Annotated in this window: 16 protein-coding genes; 11 read left to right on the plus strand and 5 right to left on the minus strand. The window is 46.4% G+C overall.

The window, feature by feature from the left end:
- Nucleotides 1-141 precede the first annotated feature (141 nt).
- The 4 genes from DW039_RS21210 to DW039_RS04940 all read right to left on the minus strand — a co-directional run bounded on the left by DW039_RS21210 (nucleotide 142) and on the right by DW039_RS04940 (nucleotide 3,893).
- The gene (locus tag DW039_RS21210) at nucleotides 142-1,110 is read right to left on the minus strand and encodes an MAC/perforin domain-containing protein (protein ID WP_243635013.1); all 969 of its coding nucleotides are present in this window, start codon (nucleotides 1,108-1,110) and stop codon (nucleotides 142-144) included.
- Between the two features lie 32 nt (nucleotides 1,111-1,142).
- The gene (locus DW039_RS21215; RefSeq protein WP_243635014.1) at nucleotides 1,143-1,667 is read right to left on the minus strand and encodes a hypothetical protein; all 525 of its coding nucleotides are present in this window, start codon (nucleotides 1,665-1,667) and stop codon (nucleotides 1,143-1,145) included.
- Between the two features lie 121 nt (nucleotides 1,668-1,788).
- Nucleotides 1,789-2,130, minus strand: a complete 342-nt coding sequence (locus DW039_RS04935; RefSeq protein WP_225982637.1) for a DUF3244 domain-containing protein — start codon at nucleotides 2,128-2,130, stop codon at nucleotides 1,789-1,791.
- A 182-nt stretch (nucleotides 2,131-2,312) separates the two neighbouring features.
- Entirely contained in the window at nucleotides 2,313-3,893 is a 1,581-nt protein-coding gene (locus DW039_RS04940) for a lipopolysaccharide assembly protein LapB (RefSeq protein ID WP_117703792.1), read from the minus strand.
- Between the two features lie 311 nt (nucleotides 3,894-4,204).
- Between DW039_RS04940 and DW039_RS04945 the strand changes: the two genes are divergently transcribed.
- From DW039_RS04945 to DW039_RS04965, 5 genes are all read left to right on the plus strand, one after another.
- Nucleotides 4,205-6,043 (plus strand): ABC transporter ATP-binding protein, encoded by a 1,839-nt coding sequence (locus DW039_RS04945; protein ID WP_005825904.1) that lies wholly within the window; start codon nucleotides 4,205-4,207, stop codon nucleotides 6,041-6,043.
- 425 nt (nucleotides 6,044-6,468) lie between these two features.
- Nucleotides 6,469-7,548, plus strand: a complete 1,080-nt coding sequence (locus DW039_RS04950) for a Gfo/Idh/MocA family protein (RefSeq protein WP_120381759.1) — start codon at nucleotides 6,469-6,471, stop codon at nucleotides 7,546-7,548.
- A gap of 66 nt (nucleotides 7,549-7,614) precedes the next feature.
- The gene (locus tag DW039_RS04955) at nucleotides 7,615-9,102 is read left to right on the plus strand and encodes a Gfo/Idh/MocA family protein (protein ID WP_005825899.1); all 1,488 of its coding nucleotides are present in this window, start codon (nucleotides 7,615-7,617) and stop codon (nucleotides 9,100-9,102) included.
- Between the two features lie 71 nt (nucleotides 9,103-9,173).
- Nucleotides 9,174-10,049 (plus strand): DUF1080 domain-containing protein, encoded by an 876-nt coding sequence (locus DW039_RS04960; RefSeq protein ID WP_005825897.1) that lies wholly within the window; start codon nucleotides 9,174-9,176, stop codon nucleotides 10,047-10,049.
- 22 nt (nucleotides 10,050-10,071) lie between these two features.
- Nucleotides 10,072-10,974 carry a sugar phosphate isomerase/epimerase gene (locus DW039_RS04965; RefSeq protein ID WP_005833753.1) on the plus strand — a complete coding sequence of 301 codons (903 nt, stop codon included), beginning with the start codon at nucleotides 10,072-10,074 and terminating at the stop codon, nucleotides 10,972-10,974.
- Between the two features lie 93 nt (nucleotides 10,975-11,067).
- Here DW039_RS04965 and DW039_RS04970 read toward each other — a convergent pair whose 3' ends face one another.
- Nucleotides 11,068-11,703, minus strand: coding sequence for a viroplasmin family protein (locus DW039_RS04970; protein ID WP_117866471.1), 636 nt, complete (start codon nucleotides 11,701-11,703; stop codon nucleotides 11,068-11,070).
- A gap of 117 nt (nucleotides 11,704-11,820) precedes the next feature.
- Between DW039_RS04970 and DW039_RS04975 the strand changes: the two genes are divergently transcribed.
- From DW039_RS04975 to DW039_RS05000, 6 genes are all read left to right on the plus strand, one after another.
- Entirely contained in the window at nucleotides 11,821-12,423 is a 603-nt protein-coding gene (locus tag DW039_RS04975; RefSeq protein ID WP_005833749.1) for a nitroreductase family protein, read from the plus strand.
- Between the two features lie 62 nt (nucleotides 12,424-12,485).
- On the plus strand, nucleotides 12,486-13,013 hold the full coding sequence (locus tag DW039_RS04980) for a shikimate kinase (protein ID WP_005825881.1): 528 nt from the start codon (nucleotides 12,486-12,488) through the stop codon (nucleotides 13,011-13,013).
- A 135-nt stretch (nucleotides 13,014-13,148) separates the two neighbouring features.
- Nucleotides 13,149-15,041 (plus strand): biosynthetic arginine decarboxylase, encoded by a 1,893-nt coding sequence (gene speA, locus DW039_RS04985; RefSeq protein ID WP_005825878.1) that lies wholly within the window; start codon nucleotides 13,149-13,151, stop codon nucleotides 15,039-15,041.
- A 1-nt stretch (nucleotide 15,042) separates the two neighbouring features.
- Nucleotides 15,043-15,813 carry an acetylglutamate kinase gene (argB, locus tag DW039_RS04990; RefSeq protein WP_044468418.1) on the plus strand — a complete coding sequence of 257 codons (771 nt, stop codon included), beginning with the start codon at nucleotides 15,043-15,045 and terminating at the stop codon, nucleotides 15,811-15,813.
- Between the two features lie 60 nt (nucleotides 15,814-15,873).
- A complete protein-coding gene (locus DW039_RS04995) occupies nucleotides 15,874-16,383 on the plus strand; it encodes an RNA polymerase sigma factor (RefSeq protein ID WP_044468419.1) in 510 nt (169 codons plus the stop codon).
- Complete coding sequence (locus DW039_RS05000) at nucleotides 16,373-16,855, plus strand: hypothetical protein (protein ID WP_005833742.1); 483 nt, start codon at nucleotides 16,373-16,375, stop codon at nucleotides 16,853-16,855. Before DW039_RS04995 ends, DW039_RS05000 begins: the two co-directional genes overlap by 11 nt.
- The last annotated feature ends 8 nt before the right edge of the window (nucleotides 16,856-16,863 follow it).

A 16,863-nucleotide genomic window follows, 5' to 3' on the forward strand; every position in this document is an offset into this window, starting at 1 on the left:
ATAAAGTAGTATTATTAACTATACGTGAATTCGATATAGCTGTACTATCAGCCATCACAGCCATCAGCTTCGTTCAAAACCTCTTTTGATTCATATCGAATTCACGTTAATATAGTGTTTCTGTTATGTCTTGGAGAATGGTTAGGGTTTGATTATATATCCGTCAATTCCGAAATATTGTTCACCCCATTTAGCTTTGGCATACTCTACGGTCGCATAGCTGTTGGTGTACCAAGTGTCTTTTGTGTGTGTGCTCTTGAGATGATGCAGTGGTACAGTATTGGGTTGCTCGTCAGCATATACATATCCATCTATTCCATAATACTGTTCATTCCATTTCTTTTTAGCATATTCAACATCAGCGTAACTGAAAGCATACCACGTGTCTTTGGTATGTATGCTTTTCAGGCGATGCATTGGTTTTGTATTGGGTGCAGGTTCTACTAATACAAATCCTAAAAAGTCAGTTAAATAATCACCGCTTACTTGATTTATATAGTTTACGTCATCTTGTGAAAAAACCCACCAGTTGTCTTTTGTGTGTGGACTTTTTATTTGAAACATTGGTTTTACCTCTATAATCGGACGAATTTTGCTTTTGATGTATTTTTCTGCAGCGTCTTTAATTTGCTGTTTTTTTATAGGGTCTTTGATGAATTCGTATATGGGGTATGTCTTATTGAAATTAATTTCTGTCAATACACAATGCGTTTTGTCAACAGACTGCTGCCATCCGCTAAGATTGAATGTGTGGTTGGTTGCTCCGTCGGATGTTATTGTGATTGTATGACCATCGTGCTGGCCGCCATACATGTTGACGTTGCATGACCAGTTACTATTTCTCCTTTGGTATTGTTCTACTTCGGTTGTAGTAGAACTTCCGGAGAAGGAGAGGTTAACCGTTTTAATGGCACCAGTGATGCCTCCTTTGGCAATTTTGGTTTTAGACTCTACTTTTAGATTGTCGGTGATAGTTGACTTATAGAATATAGAAAGGCGTCCACCTACATTGAAGTCGATAAGAATATGTGTTCCGAATTCTTCAATAATGGCATCAGGAGAGGCTGTAGAAAGTCTGCTCTTAAAGTATGGAGTGAGGTAGTCGGCCAAAACTGTGGGGTCAGCATAAAGTTGGTAGCGTTCTAATTGCTTGATTTGGTCGACCGAATGTAGGTCTCTTTGGTCGTAATGGAAGTCTTATTGCTTGATTCTTTGTCAAAAGAGACATTTGCTGAAAGGCTATAGGGTACTTCCTTATTGGAGGTGTCTGTGCTGGTTGCCCCATCTTTTTTAGGATTGATTTTTGCAGCAACCGAACCACTAAAATTCGTTTTATTGATGATGTCTTTTACATAGTTCATGTAGTCTTCTCCAGCATAAAAGTTGTCTTTGATTTCACCTACATATTCCACTTTGTATAATTGGGGATTTTTCGCATAGAAACCTGCAATATCTAATACTTCGTTTTTTATGGATTGTCTGGCAAGATATTCTCCGGTTATATCATAACCGTAGCCTAATACTTGATATTGACCATCTCCCATTGACTTCGTTGTTGGCATTTGTTGGTCTTCTTGAACAAACTGCTCGTCAAAAGTGTTGGTGCAGCTAATGGCGAATATTCCCATTGTAATGATGGGAATAAAAAGAAAATGTTTTTTCTTCATAATTCTGGAAATTAATTTAGTTTGCCTTTTGAAAGGACTGGTTTAACGCGTATTCAGTCCTTTCAATCGGTTCGTTTTATAAATTGGTGATATATATCACTTCCTTGTCAGTTGGATGTTTCTATAGCGTGAAGCTGCCATATAGGAATGCTTCATCGGACTCTATTTGAATGGAGTAGTTGCCGCATGATTCTTCATCTAGGTTGATGCTGATATTTGTTGGAGCATCGTATGTTTCTGAATAGACGGTTTCACCGGTTGATTCATTGATGAGGAGGATGGTGACGGTGGGTAATACCTCGTTGAAGTCGACACATACCGTATTATTATATAGGTAGGCGTTGGCGGTTTGAATGATACTACGAGATATAGGGGTATCTCCTTTACTAGTCGGATTTTTTCTTTTTGCTTGGATTAGGGCGATTTCTGTAAAAGGATTGTTCTTTTTTTGTGCGTATGTCACAATATTGCTTAAAAAGAATGTCGCAATTAAGATAGACAATAGATTCTTCATCATTATACACTTTTTTGATTATTGATGCCGCAAAGGTCGGTTTAATACGGCAGGATAAGTGTATAATATTGTATAATTTCGGTGTATAATGGCGTATAATATTGTATAATTGTTGTACTTGCTAATGATTGTTATGATTGGCAAGATGATTGGAGATTCTTTTTTAAAGCTTCCTTAAGAGATATCTCTTTGTGTGCAAATCCCATTTTGTTTTCTAATATGCGGTCTGCCTTTTTGTAAATAGTATCCCGTTCGCAGCTCAATATATGGCAAAAATGGCTTATCGGGAGGTTTGTCAGGTACAGACAACATAAGTAGATTTCGTCTTCTGTCAGGTGATATTTTGATTGTAGTTCCCGGGCAATATTATTCCAACATTTGTTGGTTTCTGCAATTAGTTGTAGCCAGTCACCTTGATGCATTATTTCTGATTCTGCCTTTTCTTTATGAGAGCGGATGATTAGAGTCATCTTGTTGTATACCTCAGATTGTTCGAATAGAACAAGTCCTGCCTTATGCAGCATTTCTTTTTCGGTTTGGTTATTGGGCTTTTGTTTTCTTTTCTTATAGGATAGGATGATTACAGCTACAATGAGGGTTAATATGATTATTGATATACCTATGATACGATAATGGGTGTGTTTGCTGATTATGTTTTGCTTGTTGCTTGGCATCCCTTGTTCTGCGCAGACAATGGCATCGGGCTGTCTGGACTTCTGCATGCTGTCCAAATAGGCAGAGTAGTTGCGTTCCATCTCTAAGGAAGTAGCTAAGTCTCCTTGCTCTTTGGCTATGTCTGCCAGATACATGTAAGCCCCGGCTTTGGTGGCATAGTCTGTTGTGAAAAGGGATTTTTGTAGGTAGTAGCGGGCAGAATCATATTGCAATATTAGGTAATATGCGCTTCCAAGTAGTTCGAAAGCTTTGTAGCATGTTGTGCGGTCTTTCTGTACGCCAAGATTCTGTTTGGCGAATTCTATAGCTTTCTCTCCGTTTTCCATCCAGTTGTATAGTTGGCATAGTGAGGAGAACACATTTTCTTTTAATTGTATGTTGGACTGTTTTTGGACGATAGCGAGTGCCTTCAACATCATTTTTTCGGCTTCGGGATAGAATTCTTCTCCTTTTTCCATACAGATGACTCCTCGTCGTGACAGAACTTCTGCTTGAAGAACAGAGTCCTTTAGCTGAATACCTATTTGTTGTGCCAATTGATAGCTGGAATCGGCTTGTGTATTTAGGTTTTGTGAATAGTATAGATAACCTATATTCAGGTAGATAAGACTTAATAGACGTCTTTCTCCTGCTTTTTCAGCCAAGGGCTCTGCTATGAGGTATTGAGTCATAGATTCTGTTCTTCTCTGTGAATCCCGGTAGACGCAGCCGGAATAGTAATGGGCCCTTGCCCGCTTTTCTATGTCGTTTGTGCCGTTGTAGTAGGTCAGGGCCGATTGTATCAGGGAATCATTGGTTTGGATAATGTAGTTCTTATCTCTTGCTTCTGTCATTAATAGGCCATAATAAGCACTGTCAGCTTGGGTCTGCAGGCTGTTTGTCGGGAATGCTTCGAGCATAGATAGGGCAGTGTCCGGTTGCTGAACGATGAGCGAGTCAATTGTAATCAGGTACTTATTATAGTTCACTCGGGTATTGCAAGCAATGGACAGAAGTACGATTAGGACAGATAGGGTTGTGATAATAGCTTTTCTCATGTGGTGAACAAAGTTCTCAGTTAAGTCGGGTGCAAAGGTACATCTTTTTCATTATTTACTCATATAATTGCTTGGGCATATTGAAGTTTGAAGAAAATTGTGTGGAAGTTAGGAGTAAAGATGGAAAATAAATGAGCCGGCTATTATTAATAAGATGACAATGTATGAGTGTACATGGTGCTGGAGAAGTATGCAAGGACACAAAAGAAAGTAGAGAATGTGGGCATTTAGGCAGAAATAACCTGAAACCCTTTTCCATTCCCTCGTTTTCTTGTATCTTTGTGACCTCATAATTCACTTAACTACAAGCAATGAAGGAATTCCTGCAACTGATGCGGCGCTTTGTGTCGCCTTACAAGAGATATATCGGTTGGGCAATCGTGCTCAATGTGCTGTCCGCTATATTCAATGTCTTTTCATTCACACTGCTTATTCCTATTCTCAATATCCTTTTCAAGACAGGGGAGAACACCCAAGTGTATCACTTCATGGAGTGGGGAAGCGGTAGCTTGAAGGAAGTGGCGGTGAACAATTTCTATTATTACGTCACTCAGATGATTGAGACACACGGGCCACAGATGACATTGCTGTTCATGGGGCTCTTCCTTGCTTTCATGACCATGCTGAAGACTTCCTGCTATTTCGGTTCTTCCGCCATTATGATTCCCCTTCGTACGGGAGTGGTACGCGATATCCGCGTGATGGTCTATTCCAAAGTGATGCACTTGCCGCTCGGCTTTTTCTCTGAAGAAAGGAAAGGGGACATCATTGCACGTATGAGCGGTGACGTAGGCGAAATTGAAAACTCCATTACCAGCTCACTGGATATGCTGCTCAAGAATCCTATCCTGATTCTGCTTTATTTTTCCACTCTGATTGTAACCAGCTGGCAGCTGACTCTGTTTACTGTCCTGGTATTGCCGGGTATGGGCTGGCTGATGGGAAAAGTCGGCAAGAAACTGAAGCGTAAGTCGTTGGAAGCCCAAGGAAAATGGAGTGATACCATGTCGCAATTGGAAGAGACACTTGGCGGACTGCGTATAATCAAGGCTTTTATAGCAGAAGACAAGATGGTGGACCGTTTTAAGCAATGCAGCGACGAGCTGCGTGATGCAACCAACAAGGTAGCCATCCGTCAGTCGTTGGCACATCCGATGAGTGAATTCCTCGGTACGCTGCTCATTGTATTGGTACTGTGGTTCGGTGGTCTGCTTATTCTGGGCGACGGCACTTCCATGGAAGCATCAACGTTCATCTTCTATATGGTGATTCTGTACAGTATCATCAATCCGTTGAAAGACTTTGCAAAGGCAGGATACAACATTCCAAAGGGTCTGGCATCCATGGAACGTGTGGACAAAATACTGAAAGCCGAGAACCCCATTAAGGAACCGGTAAACCCGTTGCCGCTGCACGGGATGAATGACCGGATTGAATTTAAGGACCTCTCCTTCAGTTACGACGGCAAGCGCGAAGTGTTGAAGCACGTCAATCTGATGGTGCCCAAAGGACAAACCATTGCACTTGTCGGCCAGTCCGGCTCCGGCAAATCTACATTGGTGGATTTGCTGCCGCGCTATCACGATGTGCAGTTAGGTGAGATTACAATTGACGGTGTGAATATTAAGAATTTTCGCATCCACGACCTGCGTGCGTTGATAGGAAACGTGAACCAAGAGGCCATTCTGTTCAATGACACCTTCTTCAACAACATTGCCTTCGGTGTGGAAAATGCAACTATGGAGCAGGTGGTCGAAGCGGCAAAGATTGCCAATGCCCACGACTTCATCATGGAGACCGAACTCGGTTATCAGACCAACATTGGCGACCGTGGCGGCAAGCTTTCCGGCGGACAGCGCCAGCGTATCAGTATTGCCCGTGCCATCTTGAAGAATCCGCCTATCCTGATACTCGATGAGGCCACTTCAGCACTCGATACCGAAAGCGAACGACTGGTGCAGGAGGCTCTGGAACGGCTAATGAAGACCCGTACCACGATTGCCATCGCCCACCGCCTTTCCACCATCAAGAATGCGGATGAGATTTGTGTACTCTATGAAGGTGAAATCGTGGAACGTGGTAAGCACGAGGAACTTCTCGAGAAGAACGGCTATTATAAGAGACTGAATGATATGCAGTCTCTCTCATAGAAATAAAATTCTGCGTACTTTGCTTCCACCCGCTTGTGCTATGTTGTTATGACTAAAATAGGAAGTTAATTTCCTGCAAACAGCATATTAATTCTTCTTTCTCTTCTATACTTCTTACGCAGAATCTATAATGTAGGTGGGTGTTGATGGCTGCCGGCAGAGTGTTTCACGGCTTGTTAGGCAATGATGAATAAAGGGCGTTCTTTTGCCTTTTACGCTTTTTTAATATCTGCTTGCTTCCATTCTATCACTAATTATCCTATTTTTGCAAAGAACACATACATAAACATTGCAAATATCATGAAAAAATTATATCCAACGTCTACGACGACAACTACTATGACTATCAGTCCAAGTACTCTTAATCATGTAATTCAATCGACCCCGATAATACTATAACTGTAAATATTTAATATTCGCCTACCATGAAAATAAAAGTTGGTTTGATAGGGTTCGGCAGAATGGGGCAAATGTATTGGGAGGAAATGCGGAAAAGCGGTCGATGGGACATCGCATATATCTGCGATACCGATCCGGCCTCCCGAGAATTGGCAAGAAACCTTTCCCCTTCATCCAGAATCATATCCGATGAACAAGAAATCTTTGATGACCAGAGTGTAGAAGCTGTTGGTCTTTTTGCATTGGCAAATTCCAGAAAAGAACAAATAGAGAAAGCTGTCCGGAGCAATAAGCATATCCTGACGGAGAAACCCATTGCCGATACCATTGACAAGGAATGGGAAATTGTGGACCTGATTGAAAAGTATGATCGCATTGCCGCTGTCAACCTTTATCTGCGGAACTCCTGGTATCACCAGGCTATGAAGCAGTTTATCGATGAAGGCGAGATTGGCGAACTGGCTATCTTGCGCATCTGCCACATGACTCCGGGATTGGCGCCGGGCGAGGGACACGAATATGAGGGTCCCGCCTACCACGACTGCGGCATGCACTACATAGACATTGCCCGCTGGTATGCCGACAGTGAATACAAGACCTGGCATGCCCAAGGCATGCGGATGTGGGACTACAAGGACCCTTGGTGGGTACAGTGCCACGGTACGTTCGAGAACGGCATCGCCTTCGATGTCACACAAGGCTTCGTCTACGGACAACTCTCCAGAAACCAGACTCATAATGCATATACGGACATTATCGGTACAAAAGGTATCGTGCGCATGACGCATGATTTCCGGACTGCCGTAGTGGAACTTCACGGCGTGAACCGTACGCTTCGCCTGGAGAAACCGTTTGGCGGAAAGAACCTGGACAAGCTCTGCAACATTATGGCAGACTCCATCGAGAGCGGGAAACGCGATCCGAGATTGCCGCAGATGCGAGACTCGGCCATTGCTTCCCAATACGGATGGACCTTCCTGGAGGATGCGCGCCGCCACGACCTGCCCGGCATAGGCGACTTGCAGACGCTGGAGGAAATCAAGGAGCGCCGGAGGCATATGAAAGAAGGTTACGGACTGCTCCGTCCGAAGAAAACGGTAGTCTGATGCCTACTGTAATTAAGGATTGTTTTAAAACTCATTATATTAACCGATTTTAAAATCTAAAGAACCATGTCGAAATTTACAAGAAGAGAATTTCTTAAGACCGGAGGTTTAGCTTTGGCGGGTCTTACCATTGCTCCAAGCAGCATTTTGGGTAAGAGCCACGGACACGTGCCTCCCAGTGACCGTTTGAACATTGCTGCCGTAGGTATCGGCGGTATGGGACACACCAACATCAACCATGTGAAGGCTACGGAAAATATCGTGGCGCTTTGTGACGTAGACTGGCGCTACGCGAAAGGTGTGTTCGATGAGCTTCCCAATGCGAAGAAGTATTGGGACTATCGTAAGATGTACGATGAGATGGGTAAGGACATCGATGCCGTTATCATCGCTACTGCCGACCATACACATGCCATCATTACTGCTGATGCCATGACGATGGGCAAACATGTATATTGCCAGAAACCGTTGACGCACTCCGTATATGAGTCCCGTCTGCTTACCCGCCTGGCCGCTTCTACGGGAGTAGTTACCCAGATGGGTAACCAGGGTTCTTCGGACGAGGGTACCGACTTGGTATGCGAGTGGATATGGAACGGCGAAATCGGTGACGTGACGAAGGTGGAATGTGCTACCGACCGTCCCATCTGGCCGCAAGGATTGAATGTTCCCGAAAAGGAAGACCGCATTCCCAAAACCCTGAACTGGGATTTGTTTACCGGTCCTGCCAAGATGAATCCATATAACGAAATCTATCATCCCTGGAACTGGCGCGGATGGTGGGATTATGGTACGGGTGCTTTGGGCGATATGGCTTGCCACATCCTGCACCAGCCGTTCAGAGCTTTGAAGTTGCTGTATCCTACCAAGGTAGAAGGTTCATCTACATTGTTGCTCAATGCCTGCGCTCCGCAAGCACAGCATGTGAAGCTGACTTTCCCCGCACGTGAGAATATGCCGAAGGTGGCTATGCCCGAAGTGGAAGTTCACTGGTATGATGGTGGCATGATGCCCGACCGTCCGAAAGGCTTCCCCGAAGGAAAGCAACTGATGCAGAGCGGTGGCGGTCTGACTATCTTCCACGGAACGAAGGATACGCTGATTTGCGGTTGCTACGGACAGAACCCGTGGTTACTTTCTGGCCGCGTGCCCAATGCACCGAAGGTTTGCCGCCGTGTGCCGAAGGCTATGAATGGCGGTCATGAGATGGATTGGGTACGTGCTTGTAAGGAAAGTCCTTCCAGCCGCGTGATGCCTAAGTCTGATTTCTCCGAAGCGGGACCGATGAACGAAATGGTGGCAATGGGTGTATTGGCCATCCGTCTGCAGGGCCTGAACAAGACACTGGAATGGGACGGAGCCAACATGCGCTTCACCAATATCGGCGACGACGAGACATTGCGTACAGTCATCAAGGACGGCTTCAAGATACACAACGGCCATCCGAGCTTCGACAAGACATGGACAGATCCGGTAAATGCCAAGGCTTTTGCAGAAGAGCTCATCAAGCATAACTACCGTGAAGGCTGGAAGTTGCCCGATATGCCCAGATAAACATTAAAAAGAGTATCGGAACCAGGTTCCGATGCTCATAAACGAATACTAATCATTTAATTTTTCAGATTATGAAGAAAATATATTATTCTTTGGCTTGTTGCCTTATCGGAGGTATGCTCGCCTCTTGCGGTGGCGGTGCAAAGAAATCGAACGCTACGGAGGAAGCTGCAGCTCCTACTACTACTGCGGTGTCTTATTCCAAGTCTCTGAAAGCGCCTGAAACGGACAGCTTGAACCTGCCGATTGATGCGGACGGTTATATCACTATCTTTGATGGAAAGAGCCTGGACGGATGGCGTGGATACGGTAAGGACAAAGTGCCTTCCAGATGGATTATTGAGGATGGTTGCCTCAAATTCTGTGGAACCGGTACCGGCGAAGGACAGACCGGTGAGGGCGGTGACTTGATTTTCGCCCATAAGTTCAAGAACTTTGAGCTGGAACTGGAATGGAAGATTTCCAAAGGTGGTAACTCCGGTATCTTCTATCTGGCTCAGGAAGTTACTTCAAAGGACAAGGACGGCAACGAAGTGTTGGAACCCATCTATATCTCTGCTCCCGAGTTCCAGGTGCTGGACAACGCCAATCATCCGGATGCCAAACTGGGTAAGGACAACAACCGTCAGGCTGCTTCCTTGTACGACATGATACCGGCTGTTCCGCAGAACGCCAAACCTTTCGGCGAATGGAACAAGGCAAAGATTATGGTATACAAAGGTACTGTAGTTCACGGACAGAACGATGAAAACGTACTGGAATATCACTTGTGGACTAAGCAATGGACTGAAATGTTGCAGGCAAGCAAGTTCAGCGAAGAGAAGTGGCCCTTGGCTTTCGAACTGTTGAACAACTGTGGCGGCGAAAACCACGAAGGCTTTATCGGTGTGCAGGATCATGGCGACGATGTTTGGTACCGCAACATCCGTGTAAAGGTTCTCGACTAATTCCTTCTAAAAAGATAGTACTATGAGAATCAAACATATGATGATTTTGTCAGCACTGTGCTTATCCATGATGGCCACAAGCTGCAGCAGCCACAGCACGGAAACGGCGCCGGAAACGACGAAAAAGGAAGTAGCCATCCAGCTCTATTCTGTAAGAGACTTGGTGAAGGACGGCAGTAACCTCGACCAGATTCTGAAGGATTTGGCTGATATGGGCTATACCAGTGTGGAGGCCGCCAACTACAATGACGGTAAGTTCTACGGCAAGACTCCCCAGGAGTTCAAACAGATGGTGGAAAAGAGCGGTATGACCGTGCTTTCTTCGCACACTACCCACGGGTTGTCGGACGAGGAACTGGCTTCGGGCGACTTTACGGAAGCCTTGAAATGGTGGGATCAGTGCATTGCTGCCCATAAGGAGGCCGGTATGGAGTATATCGTGACTCCGTATCTCTCCGTTCCCAAGACATTGAAAGACTTGCAGACCTACTGCGACTATTACAATGAAGTGGGCAAGCACTGCCAGGCTGCCGGTTTGAAATACGGTTACCACAATCATGCCCATGAATTCCAGAAAGTGGAAGACAAGGAGCTGATGCTGGACTACATGCTGCAACACACCAATCCCGAATATGTATTCTTCCAGATGGACGTTTACTGGGTAGTGCGCGGCCAGAACAGCCCGGTGGATTACTTCAACAAGTATCCCGGACGCTTCACCATGCTCCATATCAAGGATCACCGCGAGATTGGGCAGAGTGGTATGGTAGGTTATGATGCTATCTTCAAGAATACGGATACTGCTGGCGTGCGCCACATCGTAGCTGAGATTGAGAAATACAGCTGCCCCGTAGAAGAGAGTGTGAAGCAGAGTCTTGACTACTTGCTTGATGCTCCTTTCGTGAAGGCATCGTATAGCAAATAAAACATGATGGCGGCTATTCATTCATAAGCTCGGCCGCATCATTTTCTTGACGCGGGCACAACCGGATGAAGAATCCGGGGTGCCCGCGTTTTTTTACTTCCTTCCGAAGTCGGCCGGAATTTCCCCCCATTGCTTTGTCTCCCATTTTAGGATGCGGGTGGTGTAGGTGTTTTCGCGCAACCACTTCTCCGCACGTTCTATTAGGCAGAAAAGCTCTTCGGTCTTGGCGTCGCGCGGCAGTTTGGTTTTGCATTTTTTCTGTTTTATCCAGTTGATGGCGTTCACGCTGTCACTGTAGATGGGCATGTCGAAACCTTTCTGTTTCAACAAGGCAAGTCCGTGGACAATGGCGAGGAATTCGCCGATATTGTTGGTTCCATACATCGGCCCGAAGTGAAAGATTTCCTGACGGCTGGCGACGTGTACTCCCCGGTACTCCATGGCACCGGGATTTCCGCTGCAGGCTGCGTCTACGGCAAGGCTGTTTTCCGCGACGGCGGTGGGAAGGGGAGCGTCGGCGCCGGGAATAGTCTTGGCAGGAGAGGGAGCCGACCGCTTGATGTACGTGTACGGCGAAGAGGCAAAGGCTTTTTCCGCTTCCTCGCGTGATTCGAATGACTTGTATTTTGCTCCTTCGTAGCCTTTGGTCTGCAGTTGGCAGTCTGTCCAGGAAGTGTAGATACCCGGGCTGACTCCCGCCCATACGACGTAATATTTTTCTTTCTTCATAACTGCGGACAAAGGTAAAAAAGAAAATCCGAACAACTTAACTCTTTCATTTGTTTCTTTGTATGGCGGATATAAAATAAAGAAGAGAAGTCTCAATAAAAAAAGAAAGGACAAAAAATGAAGAGAACATTTGCAGAAGCCATGGCGCATCGCCGTAGTTATTACTCTATCGGCAGCGATTCGCCAGTACTGGATGAAGAAATAGTACACATTATTCGTGAAGCCGTAAAGAATGTGCCGTCAGCTTTCAATTCACAGTCTACAAGAATTGTATTGTTGCTGGGCGACGAACATAAAAAATTGTGGAACATCGTGAAGGAAACCCTGAAAGCACGCATCTCTGCCGAGGCTTTTGCCAAGACGGAAGCCAAGATTGACGGCTGTTTTGCCAGCGGACACGGTACTGTGCTCTATTTTGAAGATACTTCTGTAGTCAAGAAGCTGCAGGAAACATTCCCTTCCTATAAGGATAATTTCCCCACTTGGTCACAGCACACCTCCGCTATGCACCAGTTTGCCATCTGGACTATGCTGGAAGATATGGGGTTGGGCGCCTCCCTGCAACACTATAACCCCTTGATTGACGACGAGGTACGTCGCACCTGGAACCTGCCCGACAACTGGATGATGATTGCACAGATGCCCTTCGGTACACCCACTGGTGAACCGGGAGAAAAGGAATTCGAAGATTTAAGCAAGCGTATCAAAATTTTTCTCTGATACAGAGGCGTTTTCAGCTTGGAATTGCTACCTTTGCAGGAAACCTGTAACTCGTAGCAGATATGATACGTATTTTCTTGACCGGCTACATGGGAGCCGGTAAAACTACTTTAGGAAAGGCTTTTGCCCGCGAAATGAATGTGCCGTTCATTGATTTGGACTGGTACATCGAAGAACGTTTTCACAAATCAATCCGTGAATTGTTCACCGAGCGGGGAGAAGCCTCTTTTCGTGAATTGGAGCGAAACATGCTGCATGAAGTAGGGGAATTTGAGGATGTCGTGGTCTCTACCGGTGGCGGTACTCCTTGTTTTTTTGACAATATGGAGTATATGAACGGTTGCGGGCAGACGGTGTTTCTGGATGTACACCCCGATATTCTGTTCCGCCGGCTCCGGGTGGCGAAGCAGCAACGCCCCATCCTGCAAGGCAAGACGGACGAAGATTTGCGCACCTTCATTGTGGAGGCGCTGGATAAGCGTGAGCCTTTCTACTCGCAGGCCCGTTATCGCTTTGATGCCGGTTATCTGGAAAGCCGCAGCCAGATTAGCGAATCCGTGCAACGGTTACGCCAACTTTTAGGACTTTAATCCCTTGTAAATGTGTATTTTTCAGTCCGAGGAGCTGGATATATTAGATTTATGTGTATTTTTGTCGCCCCCTTTATAAGACACACTATAGTGGGAAAATAGTAAATTGTAAATAGTCTAATAGTAAATGTACTGATGAGAAAATGGCGTATTGAAGATTCAGAAGAGCTGTACAACGTAACTGGTTGGGGCACTTCGTACTTTGGTATCAATGACAAAGGTCATGTTGTGGTGACACCGCGTAAGGATGGGGTTGCCGTCGATTTAAAAGAGTTGGTGGACGAGTTGCAGTTGCGCGATGTAGCGGCTCCGGTATTGGTGCGTTTTCCCGATATTCTGGACAACCGCATCGAGAAGGTGTCCTGCTGCTTCAGACAGGCAGCCGACGAGTACGGGTATAAAGGAGAGAACTTTATTATCTATCCCATTAAAGTGAATCAGATGCGTCCCGTGGTAGAAGAGATGATTAACCATGGGAAGAAGTTCAATCTGGGGCTGGAAGCGGGTTCAAAGCCGGAGTTGCATGCTGTGATAGGGGTCAATACAGACCCGGGTTCCCTCGTGGTTTGTAACGGATATAAGGACGAGAGCTTCATTGAACTGGCACTGTTGGCACAGAAAATGGGCAAACGCATTTTTCTTGTTGTAGAGAAACTTAATGAGTTGAATCTTATTGCCAAGATGGCGAAGCAATTGAAGGTGAAACCTAATATCGGCATTCGCATTAAATTGGCTTCCAGTGGAAGTGGCAAATGGGAAGAAAGCGGAGGAGATGCCAGCAAGTTCGGACTGACATCCAGTGAACTGCTCGAAGCGCTGGACTTCTTGGAGAAAAAAGATATGAAGGACTGTCTGAAGCTGATACATTTCCATATCGGCAGTCAGATAACCAAGATACGCCGCATCAAGAATGCTTTGCGTGAAGCTTCGCAATTCTTTGTGCAGCTGAACAAGATGGGCTTCAACATCGAATTCGTGGATACCGGTGGCGGTATGGGAGTTGATTATGACGGTACACGCTCTTCAAGTAGCGAAAGCTCCGTCAACTATTCCATCCAGGAATATGTCAACGATGTGGTGTCGACTTTCGTCGATGTTGCCGACAAACACGGGTTCCCTCATCCCAATATCATTACCGAAACGGGACGCAGCCTGACTGCCCATCACTCCGTGCTTATCTTCGAAGTGCTGGAAACGGCTTCCCTGCCCGAAATGGACGACGACTGGGAACCGGGAGAGGATGCTCACGAACTGGTGAAGGAACTGTATGACATCTGGGATAATCTGAGCCAGCGCAGTATGCTGGAACCTTGGCACGATGCGCAGCAGATACGCGAAGAGGCACTCGACCTTTTCAGCCATGGCATCGTCGACCTGAATACGCGTGCACAAATAGAGAAACTCTACTGGAGTATCTGCCGCGAAATCAACTCCATTGCCAGCGGCATGAAGCACTGCCCCGAGGAATTCCGCAAGTTGAGCAAGCTGCTTGCCGACAAGTATTTCTGTAACTTCTCGCTGTTCCAGTCATTGCCCGATTCCTGGGCCATCGACCAGATGTTCCCCATCATGCCCATACAACGGCTGGATGAAAGACCCGACCGCGAGGCTACCTTGCAGGATATGACTTGCGACTCGGACGGCAAAATTGCCAATTTCGTCAGCTCGCGTGCCGATACGACCACCCTGCCGCTGCACTCGTTGCGCGACAAGGAACACTACTATCTGGCGGTTTTTCTGGTCGGAGCTTATCAAGAGATTCTGGGAGATATGCACAATCTGTTTGGTGATACGAATGCCGTGCATGTGTCTGTCAATTCCAAAGGCTACACCATCGACCAACTGATTGACGGCGAGACGGTGGCTGAGGTGTTGGACTACGTGCAATATAATCCTAAAAAACTGGTACGTACGCTGGAAACTTGGGTGACGCAGTCCGTCAAGGAAGGGCGTATCTCTGTGGAAGAAGGGAAGGAATTCTTGTCTAATTACCGTTCCGGACTGTACGGATATACTTATTTGGAATAAAATGGAGAAACTGACTGTAATAAAGGTGGGTGGCAAGATTGTAGAAGAGGAAGCCACCCTCTATAAGTTATTGGATGACTTTGCAGCCATCGAAGGCTACAAGGTCTTGGTACACGGAGGCGGACGCTCGGCCACGAAGCTCGCTGCCCAACTGGGTATTGAAAGTAAAATGGTGAATGGCCGCCGCATCACTGATGCCGAAACGCTGAAGGTGGTGACCATGGTGTATGGCGGACTGGTGAATAAGAATATCGTTGCCGGCTTGCAGGCGCATGGTGTCAATGCACTGGGCTTGACGGGAGCCGATATGGATGTAATCCGTTCGGTAAAGCGTCCCGTGAAGGAGGTGGATTATGGGTTTGTGGGCGATGTGAAGCAGGTGAATGATGCTTTCTTGGCAGACCTCATTCATAAGGGTGTGGTTCCCGTGATGGCTCCGTTGACACACGATGGAGACGGGCACATGCTGAATACGAATGCCGACACTATTGCCGGAGAGACTGCCAAGGCTTTGGCGGGCTTGTTCGACGTTACTTTGGTATTCTGCTTTGAGAAGAAGGGGGTGCTGCGTGACGAGAACGACGATGATAGCGTGATTCCACAGATAACGCCGGAGGAATTCAAGCAATATGTGGCAGATGGTGTGATTCAAGGTGGCATGATTCCAAAATTGGAGAACTCTTTCGAGGCGTTGGATGCCGGTGTATCCGAAGTCGTAATCACTTTAGCATCAGCCATCAACGGGAACGGTGGAACCCGTATTAGAAAATAATTCAAAAAAAACGGCAATAGGCTGTAACTTTCTGAATACTTAACCGTCAATTTATTAGAGATGCAAGAACTCAGCTTTCGCAATGACATTCTCCCGCTGAAGGATAAGCTCTTTCGGTTAGCCCTAAGAATTACGTTCGATAGGGCAGAGGCAGAGGATGTTGTGCAGGAAACGCTGATAAGGGTTTGGAACAAGCGTGACGAGTGGTCGCAGTTTGGTTCTATCGAGGCCTATTGCTTGACAGTGGCAAGGAATTTGGCAATAGACCGTAGCGAGCGAAAAGACTCCCGCACCGTGGAGTTGACCCTTGAAATGGAGCAGGCCTCCGATGCATCGAGCCCTTACGAAAAGCTGGTGAACAAGGAACGAATGACGTTGATACACCGGCTGATGAACAAGCTTCCCGAAAAACAACGGTTGATTATGCAGCTTAGGGATGTGGAAGGTAAGAGCTATAAAGAAATAGCAGCGGTCCTGAACTTGACCGAGGAGCAGGTAAAAGTGAACCTCTTCAGGGCGCGGCAAAAAGTAAAACAAACGTTTATTGATATAGAAGGTTATGGACTCTAAATATATAGAACAACTCTTGGAACGCTACTGGCAGTGCGAAACTTCTTTGGAAGAGGAAGCATGCCTGCGTGCTTTCTTTAGCGGTAACGATGTTCCCGGACACTTGCTTCGCTACAAGGACTTGTTCGTATATCAGCAGCTTCAGCAGGAAGTGCATTTGGGTGAGGATTTTGATGCCCGGGTGCTTGCCGAAGTGGAAGTTCCGGTGGTCAAGGCAAAGCGCATGACATTGACCGCACGTTTCATGCCGTTGTTCAAAGCCGCTGCAGTAGTGGCAGTGGTCCTTTCTATGGGGAATGTGATGCAACATTCATTTTTCTCGGATGTAGAGGAGGTGGCCGCAGCCGATACTATCGGTAAACAGATTTCCGCACCGTCGGTAGCTCTTTCGGGAGATGTGCCCGTGTCTCATGAGAAGCAGGTGATGGACAGCCTGCGCCGGGTGAACAAGGAGCTGGAAATCAAGGAATAGATATTTTC

The organism is Bacteroides sp. AF39-16AC, from assembly GCF_003602735.1.
In the GTDB taxonomy this organism is placed as follows: domain Bacteria; phylum Bacteroidota; class Bacteroidia; order Bacteroidales; family Bacteroidaceae; genus Bacteroides; species Bacteroides uniformis.

What these genes read in the sequence shown, in the direction of transcription:
- DW039_RS04960 (WP_005825897.1), top strand. Translation starts at nt 9,174, where the DNA reads ATGAAGAAAATATATTATTCTTTGGCTTGTTGCCTTATCGGAGGTATG.
- DW039_RS04980 (WP_005825881.1), top strand. Translation starts at nt 12,486, where the DNA reads ATGATACGTATTTTCTTGACCGGCTACATGGGAGCCGGTAAAACTACT.
- argB (WP_044468418.1), top strand. Translation starts at nt 15,043, where the DNA reads ATGGAGAAACTGACTGTAATAAAGGTGGGTGGCAAGATTGTAGAAGAG.
- DW039_RS04955 (WP_005825899.1), top strand. Translation starts at nt 7,615, where the DNA reads ATGTCGAAATTTACAAGAAGAGAATTTCTTAAGACCGGAGGTTTAGCT.
- DW039_RS05000 (WP_005833742.1), top strand. Translation starts at nt 16,373, where the DNA reads ATGGACTCTAAATATATAGAACAACTCTTGGAACGCTACTGGCAGTGC.
- DW039_RS04975 (WP_005833749.1), top strand. Translation starts at nt 11,821, where the DNA reads ATGAAGAGAACATTTGCAGAAGCCATGGCGCATCGCCGTAGTTATTAC.
- DW039_RS04945 (WP_005825904.1), top strand. Translation starts at nt 4,205, where the DNA reads ATGAAGGAATTCCTGCAACTGATGCGGCGCTTTGTGTCGCCTTACAAG.
- DW039_RS04965 (WP_005833753.1), top strand. Translation starts at nt 10,072, where the DNA reads ATGAGAATCAAACATATGATGATTTTGTCAGCACTGTGCTTATCCATG.
- DW039_RS04970 (WP_117866471.1), bottom strand. Translation starts at nt 11,703, where the DNA reads ATGAAGAAAGAAAAATATTACGTCGTATGGGCGGGAGTCAGCCCGGGT.
- DW039_RS21215 (WP_243635014.1), bottom strand. Translation starts at nt 1,667, where the DNA reads ATGAAGAAAAAACATTTTCTTTTTATTCCCATCATTACAATGGGAATA.
- speA (WP_005825878.1), top strand. Translation starts at nt 13,149, where the DNA reads ATGAGAAAATGGCGTATTGAAGATTCAGAAGAGCTGTACAACGTAACT.
- DW039_RS04995 (WP_044468419.1), top strand. Translation starts at nt 15,874, where the DNA reads ATGCAAGAACTCAGCTTTCGCAATGACATTCTCCCGCTGAAGGATAAG.
- DW039_RS04950 (WP_120381759.1), top strand. Translation starts at nt 6,469, where the DNA reads ATGAAAATAAAAGTTGGTTTGATAGGGTTCGGCAGAATGGGGCAAATG.
- DW039_RS04940 (WP_117703792.1), bottom strand. Translation starts at nt 3,893, where the DNA reads ATGAGAAAAGCTATTATCACAACCCTATCTGTCCTAATCGTACTTCTG.